Origin of the sequence: Streptomyces malaysiensis subsp. samsunensis (assembly GCF_024519315.1) — a bacterium.
Taxonomy (GTDB): domain Bacteria; phylum Actinomycetota; class Actinomycetes; order Streptomycetales; family Streptomycetaceae; genus Streptomyces; species Streptomyces malaysiensis.
In genome coordinates this window covers 46165-71010 of record NZ_JANIIC010000013.1, presented here as the reverse complement: position 1 = coordinate 71010, position 24846 = coordinate 46165, and the positions used below count along the sequence as shown (strand labels likewise).

The window sequence follows — 24846 nt, the reverse complement described above, 5'->3', positions numbered from 1 at the left end:
CTTTCGCGTCATAGGCGAAATGCGCTGTGAGTCTCGACGGCCACCGACATGGCCGTACAGCGCGGAGTGCGGGACGCCGTCGGCTATCTCAGGCGCTGCCTGCGCGGCGACGCCACCGAGGACGGGACGGACACCGGGGAGGACGGGGACAGCACGGCGGGGCTCGCCCGGCGGGTGACGGTGGAGCTGAGGCTGCCCCAGGAGGTGGACCCGGACACGGTACGGGCCGTCGTACGGATCCAGGCCGAAGCGCTCATCCGCTCCGAGTCCGGCCCCGACGACGGTACGGACGACAGCCCTGGCGACGATGCCGACGGCGGTCCCGGCGACGATGCCGACGACGATGCCGACGACGGCGCTCACGACAGCGCGGCCCCCGCCGGACCCGGCCGCCCATGACCCCCACGTCCCCGGTCCGCCGGTTGCGCCGGTTGCGCCGGTTGCGCCGGGCCGAGCGGACCTTCCTGGGGCTTCCCGGGGCTTCCCGGGGCGCAGAATCGGGTACAGGGCCCGCGTACGGTCCGGATAGGGAGGCGCACACGATGAGCGGCACGGCTCGGCCCGGCGACCCGGACCGGGAGCCGGCGGACCCTCCCCCTGCCGAGCCCGAGGGCGGGGACCCCGCCTGCTGGCTGGACAGGGTCTGTGCCGACTGCGGCGCGATCCAGGACACCGCCGGTTTCACCCACTGCGCGCGGTGTGGGGCCCCGAGGGAGTGAGCACCCGGGCCGCCCGGTCATCGGCCCTGACGGTCAACTCCCTTCGGCGGCACACGAGGTACGGTCTGATCATCACCGCGGGAGCGGAGGTGCCGACCGAGGGATACGGGCGGCGGCCGCACCCCGTCCGGTGACCCACGGCATCACGGACCAGCGGGGGGCTTCGCCGTCGTGTTCTCCACCTCCACATCCGCACCGCCGTCCCCTTCGGGGACGGGCCACATGGTCGTCTGCGGCGACGACGCGCTCGCCCACCGCCTCGCCGCCGAGCTCCACTACGTCTACCGGACCCGGGTGACGGTCGTCATCCCCGGCGGCCCTCCCCTGGCGGACCCCGCAGGGCAGCGGGTGGTGGGATGGCGGCCGGGCGGCCGGACGTCCGCGTTCTTCGGCCGGTTCAGCGCGGCCGTCGGACGGGTCCCGCCGGCCCGGCAGACCGCGGACGACCCCGCTCCGGACGGGGGAGTGCGGGTCATGGAGGCGCCGACGCTGGACGACGACGTGCTGACCGAGGCGGGCGCGGACCGTGCGACGGCGCTCGCCCTGGTCCATGACGACGACGGGGCCAACATCCACGCCGCACTGCGTGCCCGTCGGCTCAACCCCCGGCTGCGGCTGGTGATCCGGCTCTACAACCGCAAGCTGGGCCAGCACCTGGAGGAACTCCTCGACGAGGCGGCGCGGGTCGCCGATCCCGGTATGGACCCGGCGGAGCTGGACGCCACCACCACCGTACTGTCGGACGCCGACACCGCGGCCCCCGCGCTGGCCGCCACCGCCATCGCGGGGACCAGCAAGGTGGTGCAGGCTGATGGGCTGCTGCTGCGCGCGGCCGAGCGCACCCCGCCCGGCTCGCGTGAGGTCGCCCGTCCGGGGCTGTGCACCCTCGCCCTGCTCTCGTCCACCACCAGCGACCCCGGTGGCAGCGAGGGCTCCGACAGCAGCGGGGACGAAGGGCCCAGGCTGCTGCCCGGAGACGAGGAGGTCGCAGCCGCCACCGGGCGTGACACGGTGGTGCTCGAGGCCGTATCCGCCACCGGCCCACCGCTGCCGCCACGGCGGCTCGGCAGCCGCAGACTGCCACTGGCCTCGCTGTTCTCCCGTCGGCTTCGCTGGTCCGTGGCGGGAATGGCCATCGCCGTGCTCGTCCTCACCATCGCCGCCTGGCAGCTCACCGGAGCGGGTCTGCTCCGCGCGGCCTACCTCACGGTGCTGGACGTGCTGGCGATCGACGATCCGGCGCTCGACGAGCCGACCGGCCGCAAGGTCCTCCAACTGCTGTCCGGGCTGACCGGACTGCTTCTGCTGCCGGTCCTGGTGGCCGCCGCGCTCGAAGCGCTGGGCACCTTCCGCACCGCGTCCGCGCTGCGCCGCCCGCCGCGCGGCCTCTCCGGCCATGTCGTCCTGCTCGGACTCGGCAAGGTCGGCACCCGGGTGCTGGCCAGACTCCGGGAGATGGACATCCCCGTGGTGTGCGTGGAAGAGGATCCGGGGGCGCGTGGCATTCCGCTGGCCCGCAGGCTGGGGGTGCCGACGGTCCTCGGCGATGTCACCCAGGAGGGCGTCCTGGAGGCCGCCAAGATCCAGCGGGCACGCGCCCTGCTCGCCCTGACCAGCGTCGACACCACCAATCTGGAGGCGACGCTCTACGCCCGCTCGGTCAAACCCCGGCTGCGGGTGGCGCTGCGCCTGTACGACGACCACTTCGCCACCGCCGTCTACCGAACCCTGCGCGCCGCCCACCCCCGGGCGCTGACCCGCAGCCGCAGCGTCTCCAGTCTGGCGGCGCCGGCGTTCGCCGGGGCGATGATGGGACGCCAGATCCTCGGTGCCATACCCGTCGAGCGCAGGGTGCTGCTGTTCGCCGCTCTGAATGTCGCGGGGCATCCGCAGTTGGAGGGGCGCACCGTCGCCGAGGCGTTCGTACCGGGCGCCTGGCGGGTGATCGCACTGGACACGGCGGAGCCCGCGGACCGGCAACGCGACCTCGGGGCGGCGCCTCCTTACGACGGTGTCACCCATCAGGAGCCCGCCCTGGTCTGGGACCTGCACCCCGGCTATGTCCTGCGGCCCCAGGACCGCGTGGTGCTGGCGGCCACCCGCCAGGGCCTGGGCGAGATCCTCGCGGGGGCACCCGCCCGCCGGGGCTGACCGAGACCTTCCCCGCGGCCCTCCCCGGAGCGGGGGCCGCGGATTGGGATGCCCGGGATGCGATGATGCCGGGCGACAAGGGCGACGGCGTGCAGCCGTCGGCCGCCGGACGCGCCGCCGGGGGCAGGCCGGTATGGCTCGGCCTGGTCAACGACCCCGCCGCGACCGAGGACATCGTGGACTGGGTCCGTGCGGGCGGCCCCGGTGTGGCCCCGCTGCCCGACATCCTCGAGCTGTACGCCTTCTCGCTGGTGCGGCGCACCTCACCCGAGCCGTCACCTGGCGGGCGCTGATCGGAGCTCTCAGGATGCAAGCCCCGTCCGTCAGGGCGGGGTTAGGCCAGTACCGGGCCCGCGGACGAAGCAAGAACCCAACTTGACATTTGGTCACCCGGTCCGCGTACGGTTCACGGGTATTGGTCACGACCGGGCCGGGGAGGTGGACCATGAAGCTGCGGTACAACGAGCGGATCTATCCGACTCCTCACCAGCAGCGGGACCTGGCTCGCTTCTTCGGGTGCGCCCGCGTGGTCTACAACGACGGCCTGCGGGAACGGCGTGCGGCGTGGAAGAACGGCGAGCCGTACATCTCCGACGTCACGCTCCAGAAGATGGTGATCACCGGGGCGAAGAAGACGCTCGGGCGGGAGTAGCTGAAGGAAGCCCCGTCCGTGGCACTGGTGCAGTCGCTCCAGGATCTGCACACCGCGCACCGGAACTACTTCGCGTCCAAGCGCGGTGTGCGCAAGGGGCCGAAGACCGCACCGCCGAAGATGAAGAGGAAGTCCGGGCGGCAGTCGATCCGGCTCACCCGCAACGGGTTCGTGTTGCGGGACAACGGCAAGCTGTTCATCGCCAAACTCGGGGACGTGGCCGTGCGCTGGTCGCGCCCGCTGCCCTCGGACCCGTCATCAGTCACCGTCGTCAAGGATCCTGCGGGCCGCTACTTCGCCTCGTTCGTGGTCGAGACCGAGGACAAGCCCCTGCCGGAACTGGACCTGGACGAGACCGAAACCGGCATCGACCTGGGCCTTTCCTCCTACGCCGTCCTGCGCGGCCGGAAGATCGCTTCCCCGAAGTTCTTCCGGCGGCAGGAAAAGAAGCTCCGCCGCGCGCAGCGCAAGCTGTCCCGCGCCCGGAAGGGATCATCGAACCGCAGGAAGGCCAAGCTCGCCGTCTCGAAGATCCACGCCCGGATCGCGGACCAGCGCCGCGACTTCATCGAGCAGGAAACCACCCGCATCGTCCGCGAAAGCCAAGCGGTCTATGCGGAGGACCTGAACGTGAAGGGCATGGGATCGAAGAAGGGCAAGCGCGCCAAGTCCGTCCACGACCAGTCCCTGGGCATGTTCGCCCGCACCCTGGAGAACAAGTGCGCCCGCTACGGCCGCGCCTTGGTCAAGGTCGACCGCTTCTTCCCCTCCACGCAGATGTGCTCAGCATGCGACAGCATCGAGGGACCGAAGGGACTGGAAGGACTGCGCATCCGGTCGTGGACCTGTACTTGCGGGGTCGTCCACGACCGGGACCAGAACGCGGAACTCAATATCAGACGCGAAGGGAAGCGTCTCCTCGCGGCGGGGCTCGCCGAGAGGTAAAACGCCTGCGGAGCGCGTGTAAGACCCTGTCTAGCCATGCCTAGCCGGGGCGGTGCGTGATGAAACAGGAACCCACCAGGGCCCGCACCATGCGGGCGGATGGAACCCCGGCCCTTCAGAGCCGGGAGGATGTCAGCAACAAGGACATCTTGCAGCTGCTCTCCCGTATCTGGCAGACCCCCGAGCCGATCCAGCGGTTCCGCGACAAGGGCGAGGACTTCGTCGTCGCGAGCACCCTGCCCCAACTCGTCGCGGGGATGAACAAGTTGACCGGCGACGGCCTGATCGACCTGGCGGATCTGCAACGGCAGATCGAGGCCCGCGACCGCGAGATCGCGAACCCGTACACCAAGGACGTCCAGGTCATGGGCATCCGCAACGCGCTCGCCCACCCCGGGGACACCCTCAGCCGCACCGCCTCCGCGCACCGGATCCTGGACCCGGGCGCCGGACCGCTGATCGCCGTACGCCTCAACGTCCTCACCCGCAAGACCCTCGGCGGCCTCCAGACCGATCTCTCCGGCCGCGTCCTGGACGCCTCCGGCACCCCGATCGCCGGTCTGTACGCGGCCGGTGAGGTCGCGGGCTTCGGCGGCGGGGAGTGCACGGCTACCGCTCCCTGGAGGGCACCTTCCTCGGCGGCTGCCTGTTCTCGGGCCGTGCGGCGGGCCGAGCGGCGGCGGCCGCGACCGCGACCTGAACCGGCGGGCCATGGCAGACTCGTCCCGCACTCCGCGACCGGCCACGAGCACTCCCGGCCGGTCGCGTCGCCGTGTCGGGGAGGTCGCATGGGCGGGGACGATCCGCATATCCACGTCGAGTCGAAGGTGGTCCGCGGTGTCGCCGCCGTACGCGACATGATGGCGTCCACCTTCGGTCTGGCCGGTGATCTGCCGAGCCTCGTCGATACCGGATGCGGGCTGCGGGCGCCGTACGCGATGACTTCTCCGCGCCCGGAGAACGTCACCTGCCTCGCCTGCCGTGAGCACGCTCGGCTGGAACACCTGCGCTTCGCCGACGAGATTGAACGTATCGGGCGGATGGCCGGATCGACCGTCGGCACGGCCGATGCGAAGCTGGCCGCGGACCGGCACCGCGACCTCGCGGAGAGGTTTTCCGCCGCGGGGAGTTGACACTCCGCTACGGTGCCCACTCCGGGTCCGGCCGGGCAGCGGTGTGCTCGGCGGATGTGCGCTCCGGTGGCGGCACGCTTTCTCCGCGCTGTCGGCGCCGCCCGGGGACGGCCGCCGGTGCGGTGAGGACGGCCAGACAGGCGAGGACGAGCGCGACACCGCCCCAGCCCGCGGCGGGGAGGCGTTCGCCGATGACGAGTACGGCGAGGACGGCCGCGACGGCCGGTTCGAGCAGGGAGAGCGTGGTCGCCGTGGAGGCGGGCACATGCGCCAGCCCCCAGCCGAACAGCACATAGCCGGCGAACATGGGCACCAGCGCCATATAGGCGCCGACGGCCATGGCGGACCCGGAGTCCAGGAGCGGGGCGCCGGTGGCCAGGAGGACGGGCACGAGGAGCAGTCCGCCCAGGCCGAAGACCGTGCCCATCGCCGCGCGTGAGGTGATGCCGCCGGTGATCAGCCGGTGAGCCGCCCAGGAGTAGAGGGCGTAGGTCGTGGCCGCGACGAGGCCCAGCGCCACGCCGAGTGCCGTGGCACCCATGGACGCCCGCTCCGGGTCGCCGGGGGCGCCGGTGGCCTGGGCCGCGCACAGCATGAGGGTGCCCAGCAGGCCCAGGGCGGCGCCGAGTTTCCAGCGGCCGGTCAGCCGGTGCCGGTCCATGACGCGCTCGATCACGGCTGAGGCCGGTGGGGCCATGCCGATCGACACCACCGTTCCCACGGCCACTCCGGCCAGGCGCATCGAGCTGTAGAACGCCAAGGGGTAGGCCGCCACCGCGATCGAGCCGAGCAGCACGGTGACGCGCCGCGCCCGCAGCCCAGCGGCCTGCCGGACGATGCGGGGAGCCGCGACCAGGGCCTGGAGCAGTCCGCCGAGGCCCATGGCGACGGCGCCGATCGCGAGGGGGCCCACGGCCGGGGCGAAGGTCGCCGCGGTGCCTGTGGTGCCCCACAGCACGGACGCGGCGAGCACGCACAGCGATCCGGCGCCCGCCGAACGGGCGCCGGGTCCGGGGGTGTTCACAACGTGTCCAGCAGGGCTGCCGCCATCGCGCGGGCGTGCCGCAGACGGCTGTCGTCGCCCTCCAGGCCGGCCCGCGACATCGCGCCCTCCAGCAGGAACGACAGGTGCTCCGCCATGGTGCGAGCGTCGTCGGGGCGCTCGGGCAGCAACTCCTCGAGGTGACCGGCGAGCAGCCGCTCGACCTCCTCCTTGTGGCGGCGCACGACGGTCCGCCCCTCGTCTCCGGCGGGCAGTTCGGCCGCCGCGTTGAGCAGGCCGCAGCCGCGAAAGCCGCGCTCGTAGGCGAACGCCGCGTGGTCGGCGTAGGCGTCGAAGACCGCGAGGACGCCGTCGCGGGCGCTCTCGGCCCGCTCCAGCCGTGACGCGTACAGCGTGAGCCACTCCTCGTGCCGGGCGTCGAGATAGGCCATGACGAGATCGGCCTTGGAGGAGAAGTTGTTGTACAGGCTCATCTTCGCCACGCCGGCTTCGGCGGTGATCGTGTCGATGCCGGTCGCCGTCACACCGTCGGCGTAGAAGCGGCGCGCCGCGGCAGCCAGCAGACGCTCCCGCGCCGGCCGCCGCCTTCCGGGCCCCGTCGTCCTCACACCGGTCTCGCTCATCGTATGCGCCTCGATAGACTAGGTAGGTAGGTCTACCTACCATGGCGGAAGCGGATTCGGATGGCAACGGCCGGGCACTCGGACGGGTCCAGGACGCCGGCTGCTCAGGGGGTCGGTGATCGTCCGGACGGCGGAGGAGACGACATGGCCGAGACCTACGAGCCCCGGCGAACGGCGGTGCTGCTGGTCGATCCGTACAACGACTTCCTCTCCGAGGGAGGCAAGGTCTGGCCGGCCGTGGAGAGCGTCGCCGAGGAGGTCGGCCTGCTGGACAATCTGCGCGCCATCGTCGGCTCCGCCCGGCGGTCCGGGGTGCGGGTGGTGTTCGTCCCGCACCGCCGCTGGGAGCCGGGCGACTACGAGTCATGGGACCACCCCAACCCGACCCAGCGGAACATCATGGTGCGGCACAGCTTCGCCAAGGGCACCTGGGGCGGGGAGTTCCATCCCGACTTCCAGCCGGAGCCGGGGGAGACGGTGGTCCATGAGCACTGGGCACAGAGCGGGTTCGCCAACACCGATCTGGATACGCGGCTCAGGCAGCACGGCATCAGCCATGTGATCCTCGTCGGGCTGCTGGCGAACACCTGCATCGAGTCCACCGGCCGGTTCGCCATGGAGCTCGGCTACCACGTCACGCTGGTCCGTGACGCCACGGCCGCGGCCAAACCCGAGATGATGCACTCCGCACACGAGCTGAACGGCCCCACCTTCGCCCATGCCATCCTCGGCACGAAGGAGCTCCTCACCGCGTTGCGAGGGGAGGGTTCGGGGGCGTAGTGGCCGCGTCGCGGTGTGCGGCCCCGGCCCGGTCCGCCCGGGACCGGCGCAGGGCGAGCAGATGGCGGACCAGGGCGAGCGCGGTGAGGCAGGCGACGAGTGCGCACACGCCCCACCAGCCGGTCCGGCTCCAGGTACGTACACCGAGCCAGGAACCCGCGCCGCCGCTGAGCCCCGAGGAACCCCCGTCGCTGGTCCACCCCAGCCGTGGCGTGGCGACGCTCTGGGCCTCGGCGCCCGCCCGCGACGCGCCCGCTCGTGACGCCCCGCCCGCGACGCGCCCGCTCTCGTAGCGCTCATCGGCGCGCCCAGGGCGAGGCTCCTCGGCCTTCTCGAGGAGCCTCTGGCCACCGTTGAGCTCGCCCGCCGCCTGAGGGTGACGCCGAGCGCCGTGTCCCGGCACCTGCGCGTCCTGCACGCCATGGGACTGGTCACCCGGGCCCGCCACGGACGGCAGGTGCCGTACCGGCGAAGCACCCTCGGCACCGGCGAAGCACCCTCGGCGAGCAACTCGCGGCTACGGACCGGCCGTAGGTGTGATGGCCTACTCGGACGGGGCCGGGTGCACCGGGCACCTCGCTTCCTCGGTCAACGGCCCACGCTTCAGGGGTTGTTCGCGGGCCACGGCGATGGCCCGCCTGCCGGGGACGAGGGTGACATGCCACATCCGCTGGGCCTCGGGCGCGGGGTCGGCGGCGGTCAGATCCACCCTCCGCAGCACCTCGCGGATGATCACCTTCATCTCCATCATGGCGAGCTGCGCACCGACGCAGTAGCGGCGGCCGCCACCGAACGGCAGGAAGGACTTCTGTGCCGCCTGGGCGCCCTCGCCCAGGAACCGCTCCGGCCGGAACTCCTCGGGGTCCGGATTCACCTCGCCGTCCTGGTGGATCAGCACGAACATGGGGATGGCCACCCATCCGGCCGGGATCTCGTACGCCCCGAGCCGCAGTGGCTTGTCCAGGAGGCGCCCCGAGCCGGCGATCACCGAGCGCAGCCGCAGCACCTCCTTGACGACCGCGTCGAGGTAGCTCTCGTCCTCGCCGCGCTCCAACTCCTCTTGCAGCCGCTTCAGCACGTCGGGGGTGCACATCAGCCGTTCGAAGGCCCAGGAAAGCCCGGTGGCCGTGGTCTCGAGTCCGGCCTCCAGCAGGGTGAGCAGCTCGTCGCGGATCTCCTGGTCGCTCATCGACCGGCCCTGGTCGTCCCGCGCCTGGAGCAACCGTCCCAGAACGTCGGTGGCCCCGCTGTCCTCCTCGTCCCTGCGCCTGGCGATCTCGGCGTAGAGGATCTCGTCCACCGCCGTGCTGGTCTTCATGGTGCGGGTCGTCGGCAGGAACGGCAGGCGCATCGCCAGCGGTGACTTCTCCGCCCACGCACGCAGTCGGCCGGGCATCAGGAGCAGCAGCGAGGAGCCACTGGCCTTGGACAGGGTGAGGAGCAACGGGCGCAGCCGGGTCAGTTGCTCGGCGTCGCGGATCCCGAAGACCAGCCGCAGGGTGATCTCCAGCGTGATGGCCTGCATATGGTCCTGGAGCGCGAACGGCCTGCCGAGCGGCCACGTCCGGATGTCCTCCGCGGCGATCTCGGCGATCAGCTCGGGGTAGCTCGCGATGGACCGGCCGTGCAGCGCCGGGCTGAGCAGCTTGCGGTGCCGCCACCACGGCTCGCCGTCGTTGGTGAACAGCGAATACTGGCCGAGCCACGGCACATAGCCCGCGCGCAGCGCCCCGGCACGGTTGCCGTCGCCGTCCGTGGCGTAGATCTCCGCGGCGAGTTCCGCGGTCGACACCACCACCTGGGGCGGGAAGCCGATCAGCTTCATCCGGAACACCGGACCGTAGCGCTGCCGTAACGAGGCGAAGTAGCGGACCGGATCGCGCATGCCCAGCGTCTTCTCAGTTCTCCGGCGGCTACGGGGTAGCGGCCACCAGATGCCCGGCCCACCGGGGATTAACCACCGGCCGGGGAGAACAAAGGGTGTGGGGGCGGGAAACGGGACGGGAGCAATGGCAGGGGGCATAGCGTTACCAGCCCACTACTACCCCCAGTGAATCGCCCGGCGCCAGAGGAACTCGGCGGAAATCACTAGGGGAACTCATAGCAACCAAACAGCCGTCCTGACGGTGGCAAGGGGGAACTCCTTAAAAGAAGGGGAAGGATCGCCATCGCATGACCCGTGGGGTACGGTGAAACACCCTCATGATCAAGCCGGGTGTGATTCACGGCCGGGTGTCCGGAGGTCAAGGAAACTGATGCGAGCCATAGTCGACGACAGCCTCCCAGGCGCGGCCGCGAAGCTGGCGGGCGGCAAGGGGCGGAATCGCCATGAGCTCTCCAGGAACGGGCTCGCCGTCCCCCGATGGGCGGTCGTGGGCCTCGATGTATTCCAGGAATTCATCGCCGCGGTCGACGGGGCGGGGCGCATCGAGGAACTGCTCGCCGAGGTCACCCAGGACAATGTGAGCCGAATCTCCGGGCAGCTGGCCGAAATCATCGAGTCGGGGGAGTTGAGCGACGAAGCCGCGTCGGTCGTCGAAGCCGCGTATGCCCATGTGGGGCGCGCCCGGGTGGCGGTGCGTTCCTCCGGCGTCGAGGAGGACGGCTCGGAACTCTCCTTCGCCGGGCAATTCGCGACCTTCCTCAATGTGTCCGGTCTCCCCGAAGTGATGGCGCACGTCAAGAAGTGCTGGGCGTCGGCGTTCTCCGAGCGATCGCTGCACTACCGGCTGCGCCACGGGCTGCCGCCGCGTGGTGAGGGTCTCGCCGTCGTCGTGCAGGACATGGTGGACGCCGAGGTCAGCGGTGTCATGTTCACCGCCAACCCGGTGACCGGAGACCGGTGGCAGCATGTGGTCAGTTCTGTTTACGGACTGGGCGAGGGTCTGGTATCGGGCGCGGTGGACGCCGACACCGTCGTCCTCGACGCCGCCACGGGCGCGGTGGAGGAAACCGTGCTCGGTGAGAAGCGGGAGCGTTACCACCTGGACCCGGCGGGCTCCGGATATCTGGTCGGCGAAGTGGAGCGGACCGACCGGGAGAAGCTGTCGCTGAGCCCGAAGGACATAGCGCGGCTGCATGAAGCCGGGGTGCGTATCGCGGCGGTCTTCGACACTCCGCAGGACATCGAGTGGGCGCTCGTGGACGACGCCTTATGGATTTTGCAGGCCCGCCCCATCACCGCGCTGCCGGATGACGTCCGGCGGCCGATGGATGAGTTGGGTCCAAGCGAAGGCGAACTCCGGATCTGGGACAATGCCAACATCATCGAGAGCTTCTCCGGAATCGTCTCACCGCTGACCTATAGTTTCGCGGCCAATGTCTACGGCAAGGTCTACGAATACTATGCCCGAGGGCTCCGGGTCCCTCCCGCCGCACTGCGTGAGATCACGGAATGGGCTCCCCATATGCTCGGCTATTTCCACGGCCGGGTGTACTACAACCTGCTCCACTGGTACCGGATGGTACGCATCGCGCCACTCTACAAACTCAACAGGAAAGTCCTGGAAGTCGCGATCGGAGTCAAGGAGCCACTCGACGACGAAACGGCGGAGCGGATCTATCCGTACACCTTCTCCTCTTCCCTCCGCGGCCGGCTGTCCCGCGCAGGGACGGCGGCCGCGTTCATGCGCCGCTTCCTCACCATGAACCGCTCGGTCGAGCGTTTCATGGACTACTTCTACAAGGCGTACGAGGAGTTCGACAACGTCGACTACGACGCGATGGAGGGCCAGGACGTCTACCGGCGTTTCCGCGCCCTGGAGAAGGACCTGCTGGAGAAGTGGGGTCCGATGCAGACCCTGGACGCCTCGATCCTCTGGTCCATCGGCGCACTCGCCCTGCTGAACAGACGCTGGCTGCCCGACGCCCCCGAGTGGCTCACCTGGAGCGCCGCCGGCCCCGGCTCCCGCGTGGAGTCCATCGAACCCGCCCGTGCGCTGGCGCGCCTCGCGGCCACCGTCCGCGATGACGCCGAACTGAGCCGCCTCCTCCAGGACACCCCCGCCGTGCACACCTACCAGGCGCTGCGTGACGGCGGCCACACCACGTTCCTCGCGTCGGTGGACGAGTACATCGCCGCGTACGGCTACCGCAGCCTGGACGAGCTGAAGCTCGAAGTGGCCGATCTGCGGGAGGACCCGTCCAGCCTGTTCGCCATGGTGCGCGCCGCGCTCCCCGAGGTGGACGCCAACCCCGGCGAGAAGGCCGACGCCTATCTGGACGAGCACCTGCGCGGGCCGCGCCGGCTGTTCTACGACGTGGTCCGCCGCAAGGCACAGAGCTCGCTCTACAACAGGGAGCGGCTGAGGTTCTGCCGCACCCGCGCGTTCGGCTCGGCGAAGCGGATGCTGCGCGCCATGAGCCGCGATCTCGCCCGGATGGGGGCGATCGACCACTGGAACGACGTCTTCTTCCTGCGCCTCGAGGAGCTGCGGGGCGCCTACGAGGGCACGACGGCGCACACCGAACTGCGCGGCCTCGTGGAACTGCGCAAGCGTCAGAAGGCCGAGGACGAGCAACTGTCCGCCCCTTCGCGGTTCACCACACGCGGGGCCGCCTACTGGCGGGGCAATCTGGAGCGGGCCGGCTTTGTGAAGGGCGGCACGGCGCGCACCGGCGTCAGGGAGCTGCGCGGCACCCCGTCCTGCCCCGGTGTGGTGGAGGCCCGCGCCGTGGTCACGGACACCCCGGTGGACGTGGACGGCGGTGTCCTGGTGACCTACCGCACCGATCCGGGCTGGGTGGCCGCGCTGCCCTCCGCCTCGAGCGCGCCCGGTGGGCACCCCGGCGTCACCATGCCGCTGCTGCCGACGGTGGCCGGGCCCGAGCGGGCCGATGCGTTCGTGGCCGCGAGACAGGCAGAGGGCGCACACTTCATCAAGATCATCGTGGATGACGGCGCGAACCACGGGATGTCGCTGCCCGCTCTGGACCGGGCGACCGTGACGGCGCTCGCCGAGGCCGCGCGGCGCCGTGGCCTGCTCACCGTGGCCCATGTGTCCGCCCTGTGGTCCGCACGGCTCGCCCTGGACAGCGGCGTGGACATGCTGACACACCTTCCGCTGGAAGGGGATCTGGACGACGCGTTCGTCAGCCGGATCGCGGACGAGCGGCGGGTCGTCATCCCCACCCTGGCCATGCTGGAGGCGTCCGCACCCGAGACCTCCGCCTCGGCCCGCGCAGGACGGTCACTGGCGGACGATCCGCGGATCGCCGGCTACCTCCCGGATCACGCCCGTACGGCGATGGCGGAAGGCCATGAGGGCCTGTGCGTGGAGCATGCGTCCGCCGACCACGACTTCGGCCACGCCCTGTCGAGCGTGGCCGCTCTGCGCGGGGCAGGTGTGCCCGTACTGGCGGGAACCGACACCAACTACCGGCCGGACCGCGCCTGCCCGGTCGTCCACGGCGCCAGTCTGCACACCGAGCTCGCCCTCCTCGTCCGGGCCGGACTGACTCCGGCGGAGGCGCTCACGGCGGCGACCTCGGCCCCCGCCGAACACTTCGGCCTCTCGGACCGCGGAATGATCGCGCCGGGGCGGCGCGCGGACCTCGTCCTCGTCGAGGGCGACCCCACGAAGGACATCGGCCGCACCCGGTCGATCGAGGCGATCTGGCGCGGCGGCGTGCGCTTCGACCGCGAGGCGTACCGCAAACGCACTGTCTGATGAGCGGGACCGACACGCCCATCAACAGGACCACACGCTCATGGACAGGAGCGACCCGCCCATGAGCGGGAGCGGCATGACAGGAAACCATACGAAGGGGAGAACCACGTGACCGACGGACACGAGCGCCTGGCGGGGGTCAGCAGCACCGCGCTGTTCGTGGGCATAACCCGCGCGGCCGAGAGCCGGCGCCAGGACCGGCTGTTCGAGGACCCCCTGGCCACGCGTTTCGTCGACGCCGCGGGCGCCGAGCAGCAGGTGGCCTGGACCCAGGGGGAGGGGAGGCTGTTCACCGAGGTCATGGGCGACTACTTCGCCCTGCGCACCCGGTACTTCGACGACTACTTCATGCACGCGTGCGCGGCGGGCTGCCGCCAGGCGGTCCTGCTCGCGGCCGGTCTGGACACCCGTGCCTTCCGATTGCACTGGCCGGCCGGGACACGCCTCTTCGAACTGGACCAGCCCGAGGTGCTCGACTTCAAGGAACACGTACTCCAGGGGGAAGTGCCGCGCTGTGAGCGCGAGGTGATCGCGGGGGATCTGCGCGAGGACTGGCCCGCGCTGCTGATGAAGCAGGGCTTCCGCGCGGACGAGCCGACGGCCTGGCTGGTCGAGGGGATACTGGTCTACCTCACCGCGCGTGACGCGGATCACCTGCTCGACCGGATCGGCGCGCTGTCCGCGCCGGGCAGCCACCTCGCGGTGGAGCATGTCACCCGGTCGATGGTGAACACGGACCAGGCCCAGGAGGCAGCGGCCTCACCGGGAGGCATCATGAACATGCTGTCCGGCCTGTGGAAGAACGAGATGGCGCAGCCGCCCGCCGAGTGGCTCGCGGACCACGGCTGGAGCGCCGAGGAAGAGCCCCTCACCGACCTGGCGAAGCGCCACGACCGCCCCGTGCCCCCTGCCTTCGACCCGGCCCTCCCGGGCACGGGCCGCGTGCGTCTTCTGGCGGCCGACCGCTGACCGCTCGTCTTTCCCCGGGACGCCGATCCACAGCGACATCGCCGTCCGGCCCCGGCATCCCGGCTGGCGGGGCGCACCGGCCCGCGCGGATCAGCACCCGGATCATGAGCCGCTCCCGGCGGGAATCCGGGCGCTGACGCTGAACCCGCCGCCGGGCCGCGCGCCCGCCTCCAGCTCGCCACCGACCAGGCCCACCCGTTCTCGAAGTCCGTTGAGCCCGCGCCCGTCCGGAGCGTGGGCGACACGGGACGGCCCGTCCGTGGTCACGTCGATGTCCACCCCGTCGCGGTGGTAGCGGACCCATACCTCGGTCGCGTGTCCGGCGGCGTGCTTGACGGCGTTCGTGAGCGACTCCTGTACGACCCGGTAGGCGGCCAGCTCGGCTCCGGCCGCCATGGGCGGTCGTTCGCCCTCCTCGACGAGTTCGACCGGCTGACCGCCGAGCCGGGTCCGTGCGACGAGCTCCTCGATGGTGCCGAGCGCGGGTGTCCGCCGCGCGGGCGCCGAATCGTCCGTCGCCTCCAACACGCCCAGCAGATGCCGCAGTTCGCCCAGTGCCTGGCGGCCGGTACCGCTGATCGCGGTCAGTCCCTCGGTGACACGGCCGGGCGATTCGGTGAGGAACTGCGCGGCGTCGGCCTGCACCACCATGGCGGTCACATGGTGGGTCACCACGTCGTGCAGCTCGCGTGCGATCCGGGACCGTTCCGCCGCGGTGGCCGCGAGCGCGGCGAGACGTCGCCGCTCGGCCTCGTCCGCACGCCGCGCACGGACGTAGCTGCCGAGGATCCAGAACGCGGCCAGCGCGAGGAAGAAGATGAGGTAGTCGAGGAACCGTTCGGGGGAGTCCAGCGTGTGCAGGGTGATCGCGAACGCCAGGTAGCCCGCGCTCGCCAGGGCCGCCACCACGTTCCGGTGGCGGGACAGACGCGATCCGGCGCCGTACAGGGCGAGGTAGAGCCCCATGCTGCCGAAGGTGGGCGGATAGCCGAGCGACTCATGGACCGCGAACGACGGCCCCACCACCGCCAGGCACACGGCCGGCCGGCGGGTGCGCACCACCAGCGGCACGGTCTGCCCCAGGGACAGGAGCACCGCGAAGGCATCGCCGTGCCGAGCGGGCAGATCGCCGAACGTCGAGGAGATGCGCGACAGGGCCGGGACGAACACCAGCGCCGTGAGGACGAGCGCGAGCTCACGGTCCCGGGTCACCAGGCCCCGCGAGCGTCACCAGCGCACCACCGGCCGAAGGCGCCGGACCACCGTCGAAGACTCCATACGCACGGGCATGCGAGGAGCCTAATGGGGCTTGACTTGAAGTCGGGTTGAACTTTTACGGTCGGTCTCGACGTCAAGCGAGTTCAAACGCGTTCAAACGAGTTCAGGCAATAACGGAGGGACCGGTCATGGAGTACTCCCACAGCGACGCCGAACTGCTACGGCAGCCCATCGGCTACTGGAGTTGGGCGGCCTACAAGGCCGTTGTCACCCGCATCCAGTCCACTCTCGCCGAGATCGGCACCACCCAGCCGCAGTGGTGGGTCCTGGCGCAGATCGCGAACGCGGACACCGCCAGGACCCGCGGTGAGGTGTCCCGCCTCCTCCGCAACTATCTGGACTCGGGTGCGGACGTCATGGAGTCGGAGATCGACGCGACCATCGCCCGGGGCTGGATCACCGAGGACGCCGAGGGACGTCTGGGCATCACGGCGGAGGGCAGGGCGTTCTACGACAAGGCCGCGGCCCTCCAGGGCGAACTGGAGGCGGAACGCCGCGCGGGCATCTCCGACGAGGAGTACCTGACGACCATGAAGGTGTTGCAGCGGTTCATCCACAACACGGGCGGCCGTGCCTGGCACCACTGAGTGAGCGTTCCGGGCGGCTCGCACCGCCCGGAACACTGACGACACCAGTCCGGAACACAGACGACACCAGTGCGGCAGCGCGCGGCTGACGGCCGCGGCGACCGCGCGTGGACCGTCAGGGGACGGTCCACGCGCCCGCGATCAGTAGGTGGCGGTGAGGATGTCGAGGACCTGGGTGTGATCGGGCGGCAGCGGATTGTTCTTCGTCACCGCGTCCGCCACCGCCCCGGTGGCGATCGAGGGCAGCATGTCCCGATCCGCGCCGAGCGTCCTCAGCGGGCGCTTCACATCGACAGTGCCCGCGAGCTCGCGCACCCCTTCGATGGCCGTCCGCGCCCAGTCCCCGTCGGCGGGCGGCGCGAGGCGCATGGCGCGTGCCACTTGCTCGTAGGCGTCCCGCGCGGCGGGGGCGTTGAACTCCATCACCTGCTCGAGGACGGCGGCCAGGGCGACGCCGTGCGGGGTGCCGGTGTGCGCGGTCAGCGCGTGGCCGATGCCGTGGACCAGCCCGAGCCCGGAGAGGGTGAGGGCCTGGCCCGCGAGGTGGGCTCCCAGCATCAGCTCGGCGCGTGCGTCCAGGTCCGAGCCGTCGGCGTAGGCGGCGGGCAGGGCACGGCTGACCATGGCCACGGCCTGTGTGGCGTAGGCGGTGGACACCGGGTTGGCGCCGCGCGAGGCGAGTGACTCGACGCCGTGTACGAGGGCGTCGATGCCGGTGGCGGCGGTGGCGGGGGCGGGCAGGCCCAGGGTGAGCTCCGGGTCGAGCAGCGCGATGCGCGGCTTCACCGAGGGGTGGCCGAGGTACACCTTGCGGCAGGCGGCGGTGTCCTCGATGACCCCGAAGCCGTTGGTTTCGGCGCCGGTGCCGGAGGTGGTGGGGATCGCCACGAGCGGTAGCCCGTCGGCCGCCTCCCAGAGGTCGTCGGCGTCGGCGGCCGTGGCGTCGGGGTTGCCGACCAGCAGGGCGATGCCCTTCGCCGCGTCGAGTACGGAGCCACCGCCGAGGGCGACGACCGCGGCGGTGCCGAACGCACGGGCGCGTGCGGCACCCGCGTCCACGTTGGCCGTGGAGGGGTTGGGCGCCACTTCGTCGTGGACGGCGTACTCCAGCCCGGCGGCGTCGAGGGCCTTGAGGACCGGACCGAGGACACCCGCGGCGCGCAGTCCGCGGTCGGTGACGACGAAGGCGCGATCGTGGCCGGTCGCCGCGATCAGTGCGGGGAGTTGGCCGATCCGGCCGGGGCCGAACTCGATACGGCAGGTGGGGTCGATGCTCAGCGGTGTGGGACCGCCGGGCCCGGATGAGGTCATGGGGTGCGGCTCCTGGCGTGGTGGTGGAGGGGTGGCGTGCGCTCGTTCTCGGACTGCGGGAGTCATGTCTTCCCGGACGGCGGGTGTCGTGTCCGCTCGGACCTTGAGTGTCGCGTCCGCTCAGACGGCGAGTGTCGCGTCGGCTCAGACGGCGAGTGTCGCGTCCGCCGGCTCGATGGCCGGGTTGGGCAGCCGGAACTCCTGTCCGACGAGGGCCTCGTAGAGCCGGACGGGGCTCATCTCACCGGCGAGCTCGCCGTGCTGGGCCTTGGAGCGGCGGTAGATCTGCTCGACGAGGGCGGACAGCTCGGTGGACACGCCCAGGTCACGGCCGAGGTCGACGGCGAGTCCCAGATCCTTGCAGGCGAGCGCCATGGCGAAGGAGTCGTCGTAGTCGCCGTCGGCGAGGACCGACATGAGGTCCTGCTCGATGAAGGAGGAGCTGGCCGGGCTCGCGAGCAGCGAGTTGCGCAGTGTCCCGAGGTCCACGCCCGCCTTGACGCCCATGGCGAGCACCTCGGAGGTGGCCACCAGGTGGCTGAACCACAGCAGGTTGAGCATGAGCTTGACGGTGTAGCCCGCGCCGACCGGCCCGACGTGCAGAATCCGGTCCGGATCGCCCATGGCTTCGAGGGCGGGCAGGGCGATGCGGAAGTCATCGTCCGCGCCACCGACGAAGATCTGTAGTGCTCCGGCCTCGGCGCCCCGCGCCATGCCGCTGACCGGTGCGTCGATCCGGCGCACCCCGCGGCCGTCGAGCACATCGGCGGCGACGCGGTCCGCGGCCGCCGGGGTCGAGGTCGACATGTCCACCCACAGGGCCCCGGGTGGCAGCGCCTCTGCCGCGCCTCCGCGCAGCAGTACGTCCTCGACGATGCGCGGGGTGGGGAGCATGGTGATCAGCAGCTCCGCGCCCTCGGCGCAGTCCGCGGGGGAATCGGCCCAGCGGGCGCCGAGCGCCAGGTGCTCGGCGGCGGCCTCCGGCCGGGTGTCGTGCACGGTGACCAGGTGGCCCGCGTGGATGAGATGGCGGGCCATGTGGCGTCCCATGTTGCCCAGGCCGATGAAACCGATCCTCATGGTTGTCCTCGCAGTGATGAGAAGAGAAAAGGAGGGAGGGGTACGGGCGGGTCCATGAACCGGGTCCGGTTCAGGCCAGGTTGATCCAGGTGGTCTTCAGTGCGGTGTACGCGTCCAGTGCGTGCAGGGACTTGTCACGGCCCGCGCCGGTGGCCTTGAAGCCACCGAAGGGGGTGATGACATCACTGGCGTCGAAGGTGTTGATCCAGACCGTCCCGGCTCGCAGCCGCTTGGCGGCGCGGTGGGCGGCGGTCACATCGCGTGTCCAGACGGAGGCGACGAGCCCGTAGTCGGTCTCGTTGGCCAGCCGTATCCCCTCGTCGGCGTCGCCGTCGTAGTCCACGATGGCCAGGACCGGGCCGAAGATCTCCTGCTGGGCCACGGCGGAGGTGTTCACCACCCCGTCCAGGACGGTCGGCTCGACATAGCTGCCGCCCGTCTCACCGAGGGCGCGGCCACCGCCGAACGCCACCCTCGCCCCGTCCTCCACACCACGTTCGACATAGGCCAGGACCGTGGCCAGCTGGTTCTCGTCGACCAGGGGGCCCATGACGGTGGCCGGGTCGAGCGGGTCGCCCACCCGGAAGGTCTCCGCGGTGATCCGGTGCAGGGCGTCCAGGAGCCGGTCCTTGACGGAGGCGTGGACCACGACGCGGGAACCGGCGTTGCAGGTCTGCCCGGCGTTGTAGAAGATGCCCCAGGCCACGGCAGACGCGGCGGCCTCGATATCGGCGTCGGGCAGCACGAGCTGGGGTGACTTGCCACCCGCCTCGACCGCCACCTGCTTGCCGTTGGACTCGCCCGCGTACACCTGGAAGAGCCGGGCCACCTTCACCGAGCCCGTGAAGGCGATCTTGTCGACCTCCGGGTGGCGGCCCAGGGCCTGACCGGCGACCTCGCCACGTCCGGGTACGACGTTGAACACCCCGTCGGGCAGTCCCGCCTCGGTAGCGAGTGCGGCCAGCCGCAGGGCGGCCAGGGAGGTCTGCTCGGCGGGCTTGAGCACGACGCTGTTGCCGGTGGCCAGAGCCGGGCCCAGCTTCCAACTGGCGATCAGCAGCGCGTAGTTCCACGGGATGACCGCGCCGATGACACCCAGCGGCTCCCGGGTGATCAGGGCCAGCGCGTCCCTGGGGGTCGGTGCCACCTCGTCGTAGGTCTTGTCGATGGCCTCGGCGTACCAGGCGATGGTCTCGGCGGCCTTGTCCACGTCGATCCGCACCGACTCGGTGATGGGCTTGCCCATCTCCAGGGTGTCGAGGAGGGCCAGTTCCTCGGCGTTCGCCCGGATCAGATCGGCCCAGCGCAGCAGGACGCGCTTGCGCTCCTTGGGCGGGAGGTCGCGCCAGCGTCCGTCGTCGAAGGCGTCGCGCGCGCCGCGCACGGCACGGTCCACGTCCTCCGCGCCGGCCGCCTGCACCTTGGCGAGCACCGCACCGTCGCGCGGCGACACGCTGGTGAAGGTGTCGCCCGAGAGGGCGTCGGTGAAGTGGCCGTCGATGAACGGCCGGGTCTCGAAGGTGAGTGCCCCGGCCGCGGCGAGCCAGTGGTCGTGTGAGCGGGAGAGCAGGGCGTCGATGCCGTGCGTCATGTGATCCTCCACCGGTCGATCGCGTCTTCGTCCAGCTCGATTCCGAGCCCCGGCCTCGTGGGTACCTCGAGGTCGCCGTCGCCGTTCACCCGCACCGGGTCGGCGAGCATGAAGTCCCGGCGCTCCGGGGTCCACCCCGGCGGGTCGTAGGGGAACTCGAAGAACGGGCCGCCGCCGACCCCCGCCGACACATGCAGATTGGCGAGTACGCCGATGCCGTTGGTCCAGCTGTGCGGGGTGAAGTGGCGGTGCTTGAGCTGCGCCACTTCCGCCAGGGTGCGGGCGCGGTGCATGCCGACCGCGAGCACCACGTCCATCTGGTAGATGTCGAGGGCGTCCGCTTCGAGGTAGCGCAGCAGCTCGGTGGGGGAGTGGTGCATCTCGCCGGCGGCGATGCGCACCCCGGGGTTCTCGGCCCGCAGACGCTTGAAGCCCGCCACATCGCAGTAGGGCAGCGGCTCCTCGACCCAGAACACGTCCAGCTCGGCCAGGCGCGCGACGGTCCTGCGGGTCCGGGCGAGGTCGGTGGCGGCCGCGGTGTCGCCCGCCATGCGCCACGACTGGTTCAGGTCCACCATGATCTCGAAGTCGGCGCCCAGTTCCTCGCGTACGGCGCGGACCGCGGCGATCCCCTCGTCCACCCGGTCGCGGTCGATGCGTATCTTCATCGCCCGGAAGCCCGCCTCGCGCACCTCCAGCGCGGTGGCGACGCGCTCCTCGGGCGACTTGAGCTCACCGCAGGAGGCGTAGGCCGGCAGCCTCTTGGCCGCGTTGCCGAACAGCTCCGCCACCGGGCGGCCGTGGACCTTGCCGATGATGTCCCACAGCGCCGCCTCCAGCGGCCAGTAGTGGGCGCCGTGGAAGTTGGCGGTCTCGATGGCCCTGACGTGGCGGGTGATGTCGAGCGGGTCCTCGCCGACGAACAGGTGCTTATAGGTCTCGAAGCCGTCCATCAGATCACCGGAGCCGATACCGGTGATCCCCTCGTCGGTGTGGACGCGGACGACCGTCGCGTCGAAGTGGCGCCGCGGCTCGGGGTCCCAGGCGGCCCGGAACGGCGGATCCAGCTCCAGGCGCAGCCGGTCCAGGGTGATGTCCGTGATCTTCATCGGGTGAGCACCTCGGAAGTGGCGGTGTAGAACGGGTTGGCCGGGCCTTCCTCGGCGGCCGCGAGGACATCGGCCACGGTCGGGGTGGCGTTCACCGCGGCCCGCACCGCCTGGTACGCGGCGGTGCGCTGGTTGCGGAAGGACACGTCCAGGTCGTCCACCGCCGGGTTCACCCAGATCGCGGCGATGATCAGCAGATCGTCGGCCTCCTCGGCGGGCAGCAGACCGTCCTTGACCGCGTCCGTGACGCCCTGCGCCAGACCGGCCTGGGCGGAGCCCCAAGTGGCGCGCGAATGCAGCTCACCCTCCGCGGCGGCCTTCGTCACGAACAGCGTCAGCGGCTTCACCGGCACCGAGGGCCGCACGATGGTCAGGAACGGGACGTGTCCGGCGCTGGGCGTGGCCAGCGCCGTGGCCCACGCCGTCTCGACGGGTCCGCCCTTGCGTCCGATCACGACGTTCGTGTGCGCGGCGTTGACACCCTCCCCGGCGAAGAACTCGCCGATGAGGGCGGTCGGGGCAAAAGGCGATGGCATGGGATCTCCTGGATCTCCGGTAGCGGGGAATCGGCGGACCAGGGGATGAACCTCGCATTCACCGCAGTTCATCCGGTCCGATGCGGCGAATCTAGATCCGCCACCACCCCCTCGCAAGGCGCCCGCGTGAATCGAAATGCCGGTTGCTCTCGCGACAACTCAGCGGCTGACCTGGGGGTTCCCCAAGGCGCCTTTAGGATGGCGCACGTGATGAACCTCCCCCCTCGCGGCGCCGACGATCCCGAGGACCCGGCCGATCCACACGGTGCGGACCTGCCCGCCGCATCCTCCGGCCCCGAAGACACCGCCGCCCGGCGCGGCCACGGGCTGCGGCGTGACATCGACCTGCTGGAAGCGCTCGCCTCCGATGAGGCCCAGAACGCCGGCGGGCTCGGCGTGGTGCGCCTGGCGCAGCTGGTGGGCCGGGAGAAGACCCAGGTCTCGCGGGCCCTCAAGGCCCTGGCCGCCTCGGGGATCGTGGAACGGGACCCCGACACCCTGGAGTACCGCCTGGGCTGGCGGCTCTACTCGCTCGTCGCCCGGACCTCGCAGAACCGGCTGGTGCGCATGGCGGAGCCGGTGATGCACGCCCTCTCGTCGGACGTGGAGGAGACCAGCCATCTGTGCGTCCTGAGCGATCGCGAGGTCCTCACCCTGCTCTCGGTCTCCGGACACTCCTTCCGCGTCCACGGCTGGGAAGGGCGCGGAGTGCCCGCGTGGCAGACCTCTGCCGGGCGGGTGCTGCTGGCCGACGCCACCCCCGATGAGCTGTACGTCCGCTTCGGCACCGCCTCGACACCGCCGATTCCGGAGCTGTGGGCACTGATCCAGCAGGCTTCGCGACAGGGGTACGCGAGGGTGAGCGAGGAGTTCGAGGCCGGTCTGGTCGGGGTCTCCGCACCCGTGCGCGACTTCCGGGGACGTGTTGTGGCGGCGATCAACATCTCGGCGCCCAAGTCCCGGCTCGGCGACCGGCTGGACCAGGCGGGCCGCACCACGGCCAAGGCGGCGGCACGCGTCTCCGCGCTGCTGGGCTGGGAGCCGCGGCACACCCCGGCCCCCAGGGCACGGCTTACCTGAACCCCCGGTGAGTTGCCCTGACAGCAACCACCATTGCGATCCGAGAAGCGGCCTTGTCGGCCCTATGACGTGCTCGTAAATTCACCGCGAACCGAACCAGCTCTCGTTCGGAACGGAGAAAAGAGCAGCTCATGAACCTCCCCGGCATAGAAACCCTCGTCAAGGCGCCGTTCGCCGAAGGCGATGTGTTCATCGCCGGCCGCTGGTGTGCGGCCGGGGACGGACGGACGTTTCCCGTGCACGACCCGGCCACCGCGGAGTTGATCCGCGAGGTGTCCGCGGCGGGCCCGGGCGACGCCATGGCGGCGGTCGACGCTGCCCAGGCGGCCGCCGCCGGATGGCGGGCGACACCGCCACGCCGTCGCTCGGAGATCCTGCACACGGCGTTCGCGCTGATGCGCGAGAACACCGAGACGCTCGCCCACCTGATCGTCCTGGAAAACGGCAAGGCGTACCGGGACGCGGTGGCCGAGGTCGGCTACGCGGCGGAGTTCTTCCGCTGGTTCGCCGAGGAGGCGGTACGGATCGGCTCCGCGTTCGGCGACGCACCGGGTGGCGGTTTCCGGCATGTCGTACGCAGGCATCCGGTGGGCGTCACCGCCTTCGTCACACCGTGGAACTTCCCGGCCGCGATGGCCACCCGGAAGATCGCCCCCGCGCTCGCCGCCGGCTGCCCGGTGCTCCTCAAACCGGCCCCGGACACGCCGCTCACCGCCCTCGCGATCGCCGCCCTGCTGAGCGAGGCGGGCCTGCCGGACGGGCTGCTGAACGTCCTGCCGACCGACCGCGCGCCCGAGGTGGTCTCCGCCTGGCTCCGCGACGAGCGGGTCCGCAAGTTCTCCTTCACCGGCTCCACCGCCACCGGCCGGAAACTCCTGGAACAGGCGGCGGCGAACGTCGTCAACGTGACCATGGAACTGGGCGGCAACGCCCCCTTCATCGTCTGCGAGGACGCCGATGTCGACGCCGCGGTGCGCGGTGCGATGGACGCCAAGATGCGGGGCGGTGGCGAGGTGTGCATCGCCGCCAACCGGTTCTACGTCCATCGGTCCGTCGCCGCCGAGTTCACCGAGAAGTTCGCGGCGGCCATGACCGCGGTACGCGCCGGAGCGGGTCTGGAGGAGGGTGTCACCCTCGGCCCCATGGTCAACCGCACCGCCGTGGAGTCCATCCGCTCCCTGGTCGACGACGCGATCGAACGCGGTGCGAAGGTCGCCGCCCGGGGCGAGGTGCCCGAAGGCCCCGGCCACTACCACCCGGCCACCGTCCTGGTGGACGTCCCCGAGGACGCCCGGATCATGAACGAGGAGGTCTTCGGGCCGGTGGCGCCCCTGGCCACCTTCGCCGACGAGGACGAGCTGGTGGCCCGCGCCAATGACACGGTGCACGGCCTCGCCTCCTACATCTACTCGCGCGACGTGGGCCGGGCCCTGCGCATCGCCGAACGCCTGGAAGCCGGCATGGTCGGCCTCAACCGGGGCCTGCTGTCCGACCCGGCGGCGCCCTTCGGCGGCGTCAAGCAGTCGGGTCTGGGCCGGGAGGGCGGCCGCGAGGGCATCGAGGCGTTCCTGGAGACGCAGTACATCGCCCTCGACTGGCCCACCGACTGACTCCGGCGTTCTCCTCCCCC

22 protein-coding genes and 2 pseudogenes are annotated in these 24846 nt (G+C 71.1%); 14 read left to right on the top strand and 10 right to left on the bottom strand.

Annotated elements, in window-relative coordinates:
• Positions 1-48 precede the first annotated feature (48 nt).
• The 8 genes and pseudogenes from NQU54_RS13905 to NQU54_RS13870 all read left to right on the top strand — a co-directional run bounded on the left by NQU54_RS13905 (position 49) and on the right by NQU54_RS13870 (position 5600).
• The gene (locus NQU54_RS13905) at positions 49-399 is read left to right on the top strand and encodes a hypothetical protein (RefSeq protein ID WP_257631344.1); all 351 of its coding nucleotides are present in this window, start codon (positions 49-51) and stop codon (positions 397-399) included.
• A gap of 143 nt (positions 400-542) precedes the next feature.
• Positions 543-719, top strand: a complete 177-nt coding sequence (locus NQU54_RS13900) for a hypothetical protein (RefSeq protein WP_173963145.1) — start codon at positions 543-545, stop codon at positions 717-719.
• Between the two features lie 222 nt (positions 720-941).
• Positions 942-2870 carry an NAD-binding protein gene (locus NQU54_RS13895; RefSeq protein ID WP_257631343.1) on the top strand — a complete coding sequence of 643 codons (1929 nt, stop codon included), beginning with the start codon at positions 942-944 and terminating at the stop codon, positions 2868-2870.
• 89 nt (positions 2871-2959) lie between these two features.
• Positions 2960-3163 (top strand): annotated as a pseudogene (locus NQU54_RS13890) ((2Fe-2S) ferredoxin domain-containing protein); the annotation flags it as partial.
• 152 nt (positions 3164-3315) lie between these two features.
• Positions 3316-3522, top strand: a complete 207-nt coding sequence (locus NQU54_RS13885; RefSeq protein WP_257631342.1) for a helix-turn-helix domain-containing protein — start codon at positions 3316-3318, stop codon at positions 3520-3522.
• A gap of 18 nt (positions 3523-3540) precedes the next feature.
• Positions 3541-4467 (top strand): RNA-guided endonuclease InsQ/TnpB family protein, encoded by a 927-nt coding sequence (locus tag NQU54_RS13880; protein WP_257631341.1) that lies wholly within the window; start codon positions 3541-3543, stop codon positions 4465-4467.
• 128 nt (positions 4468-4595) lie between these two features.
• Positions 4596-5167: pseudogene (locus NQU54_RS13875) on the top strand (FAD-binding protein); the annotation flags it as partial.
• 88 nt (positions 5168-5255) lie between these two features.
• On the top strand, positions 5256-5600 hold the full coding sequence (locus tag NQU54_RS13870; protein WP_099016133.1) for a hypothetical protein: 345 nt from the start codon (positions 5256-5258) through the stop codon (positions 5598-5600).
• 7 nt (positions 5601-5607) lie between these two features.
• Here NQU54_RS13870 and NQU54_RS13865 read toward each other — a convergent pair whose 3' ends face one another.
• Both NQU54_RS13865 and NQU54_RS13860 read right to left on the bottom strand, forming a co-directional pair.
• Entirely contained in the window at positions 5608-6573 is a 966-nt protein-coding gene (locus NQU54_RS13865; RefSeq protein ID WP_257631387.1) for a DMT family transporter, read from the bottom strand.
• Between the two features lie 47 nt (positions 6574-6620).
• Complete coding sequence (locus tag NQU54_RS13860; protein ID WP_102936299.1) at positions 6621-7226, bottom strand: TetR/AcrR family transcriptional regulator; 606 nt, start codon at positions 7224-7226, stop codon at positions 6621-6623.
• Positions 7227-7370: 144 nt separating this feature from the next.
• On the opposite strand from NQU54_RS13860, the gene NQU54_RS13855 reads away from it, so the two are divergent.
• On the top strand, positions 7371-8006 hold the full coding sequence (locus tag NQU54_RS13855; RefSeq protein ID WP_257631340.1) for a cysteine hydrolase family protein: 636 nt from the start codon (positions 7371-7373) through the stop codon (positions 8004-8006).
• Here the strand turns inward: NQU54_RS13855 and NQU54_RS50640 are convergent.
• Together NQU54_RS50640 and NQU54_RS13850 are read right to left on the bottom strand one after the other, a co-directional pair.
• The gene (locus NQU54_RS50640; protein WP_502362198.1) at positions 7972-8424 is read right to left on the bottom strand and encodes a hypothetical protein; all 453 of its coding nucleotides are present in this window, start codon (positions 8422-8424) and stop codon (positions 7972-7974) included. The two genes, NQU54_RS13855 and NQU54_RS50640, sit on opposite strands and share 35 nt — an antisense overlap.
• Before the next feature lie 126 nt (positions 8425-8550).
• On the bottom strand, positions 8551-9891 hold the full coding sequence (locus NQU54_RS13850) for a cytochrome P450 (protein WP_257631339.1): 1341 nt from the start codon (positions 9889-9891) through the stop codon (positions 8551-8553).
• 370 nt (positions 9892-10261) lie between these two features.
• Between NQU54_RS13850 and NQU54_RS13845 the strand changes: the two genes are divergently transcribed.
• Together NQU54_RS13845 and NQU54_RS13840 are read left to right on the top strand one after the other, a co-directional pair.
• Entirely contained in the window at positions 10262-13675 is a 3414-nt protein-coding gene (locus tag NQU54_RS13845) for a phosphoenolpyruvate synthase (protein WP_257631338.1), read from the top strand.
• A gap of 108 nt (positions 13676-13783) precedes the next feature.
• Positions 13784-14644 (top strand): SAM-dependent methyltransferase, encoded by an 861-nt coding sequence (locus NQU54_RS13840; protein ID WP_257631337.1) that lies wholly within the window; start codon positions 13784-13786, stop codon positions 14642-14644.
• Between the two features lie 102 nt (positions 14645-14746).
• Here the strand turns inward: NQU54_RS13840 and NQU54_RS13835 are convergent, their stop codons facing one another.
• A complete protein-coding gene (locus NQU54_RS13835; protein ID WP_257631336.1) occupies positions 14747-15856 on the bottom strand; it encodes a sensor histidine kinase in 1110 nt (369 codons plus the stop codon).
• Positions 15857-16050: 194 nt separating this feature from the next.
• Between NQU54_RS13835 and NQU54_RS13830 the strand changes: the two genes are divergently transcribed.
• Complete coding sequence (locus tag NQU54_RS13830) at positions 16051-16509, top strand: MarR family winged helix-turn-helix transcriptional regulator (protein WP_257631335.1); 459 nt, start codon at positions 16051-16053, stop codon at positions 16507-16509.
• Positions 16510-16650: 141 nt separating this feature from the next.
• Here the strand turns inward: NQU54_RS13830 and NQU54_RS13825 are convergent, their stop codons facing one another.
• The 5 genes from NQU54_RS13825 to fae all read right to left on the bottom strand — a co-directional run bounded on the left by NQU54_RS13825 (position 16651) and on the right by fae (position 22136).
• The gene (locus tag NQU54_RS13825; protein ID WP_257631334.1) at positions 16651-17820 is read right to left on the bottom strand and encodes an iron-containing alcohol dehydrogenase family protein; all 1170 of its coding nucleotides are present in this window, start codon (positions 17818-17820) and stop codon (positions 16651-16653) included.
• 144 nt (positions 17821-17964) lie between these two features.
• Positions 17965-18900: an NAD(P)-dependent oxidoreductase gene (locus NQU54_RS13820; RefSeq protein WP_069871662.1), complete on the bottom strand. Its 936-nt coding sequence runs from the start codon at positions 18898-18900 to the stop codon at positions 17965-17967.
• 70 nt (positions 18901-18970) lie between these two features.
• Positions 18971-20491, bottom strand: coding sequence for an aldehyde dehydrogenase (locus tag NQU54_RS13815; RefSeq protein ID WP_257631333.1), 1521 nt, complete (start codon positions 20489-20491; stop codon positions 18971-18973).
• Positions 20488-21600 carry a mandelate racemase/muconate lactonizing enzyme family protein gene (locus NQU54_RS13810; protein ID WP_257631332.1) on the bottom strand — a complete coding sequence of 371 codons (1113 nt, stop codon included), beginning with the start codon at positions 21598-21600 and terminating at the stop codon, positions 20488-20490. Before NQU54_RS13810 ends, NQU54_RS13815 begins: the two co-directional genes overlap by 4 nt.
• Positions 21597-22136: a formaldehyde-activating enzyme gene (gene fae, locus NQU54_RS13805; protein WP_257631331.1), complete on the bottom strand. Its 540-nt coding sequence runs from the start codon at positions 22134-22136 to the stop codon at positions 21597-21599. Before fae ends, NQU54_RS13810 begins: the two co-directional genes overlap by 4 nt.
• 210 nt (positions 22137-22346) lie before the next feature.
• Here fae and NQU54_RS13800 point away from each other — a divergent pair, with 210 nt between their 5' ends.
• Complete coding sequence (locus tag NQU54_RS13800; RefSeq protein WP_257631330.1) at positions 22347-23216, top strand: IclR family transcriptional regulator; 870 nt, start codon at positions 22347-22349, stop codon at positions 23214-23216.
• A gap of 131 nt (positions 23217-23347) precedes the next feature.
• Complete coding sequence (locus tag NQU54_RS13795) at positions 23348-24826, top strand: NAD-dependent succinate-semialdehyde dehydrogenase (protein ID WP_257631329.1); 1479 nt, start codon at positions 23348-23350, stop codon at positions 24824-24826.
• Positions 24827-24846: the final 20 nt, after the last annotated feature.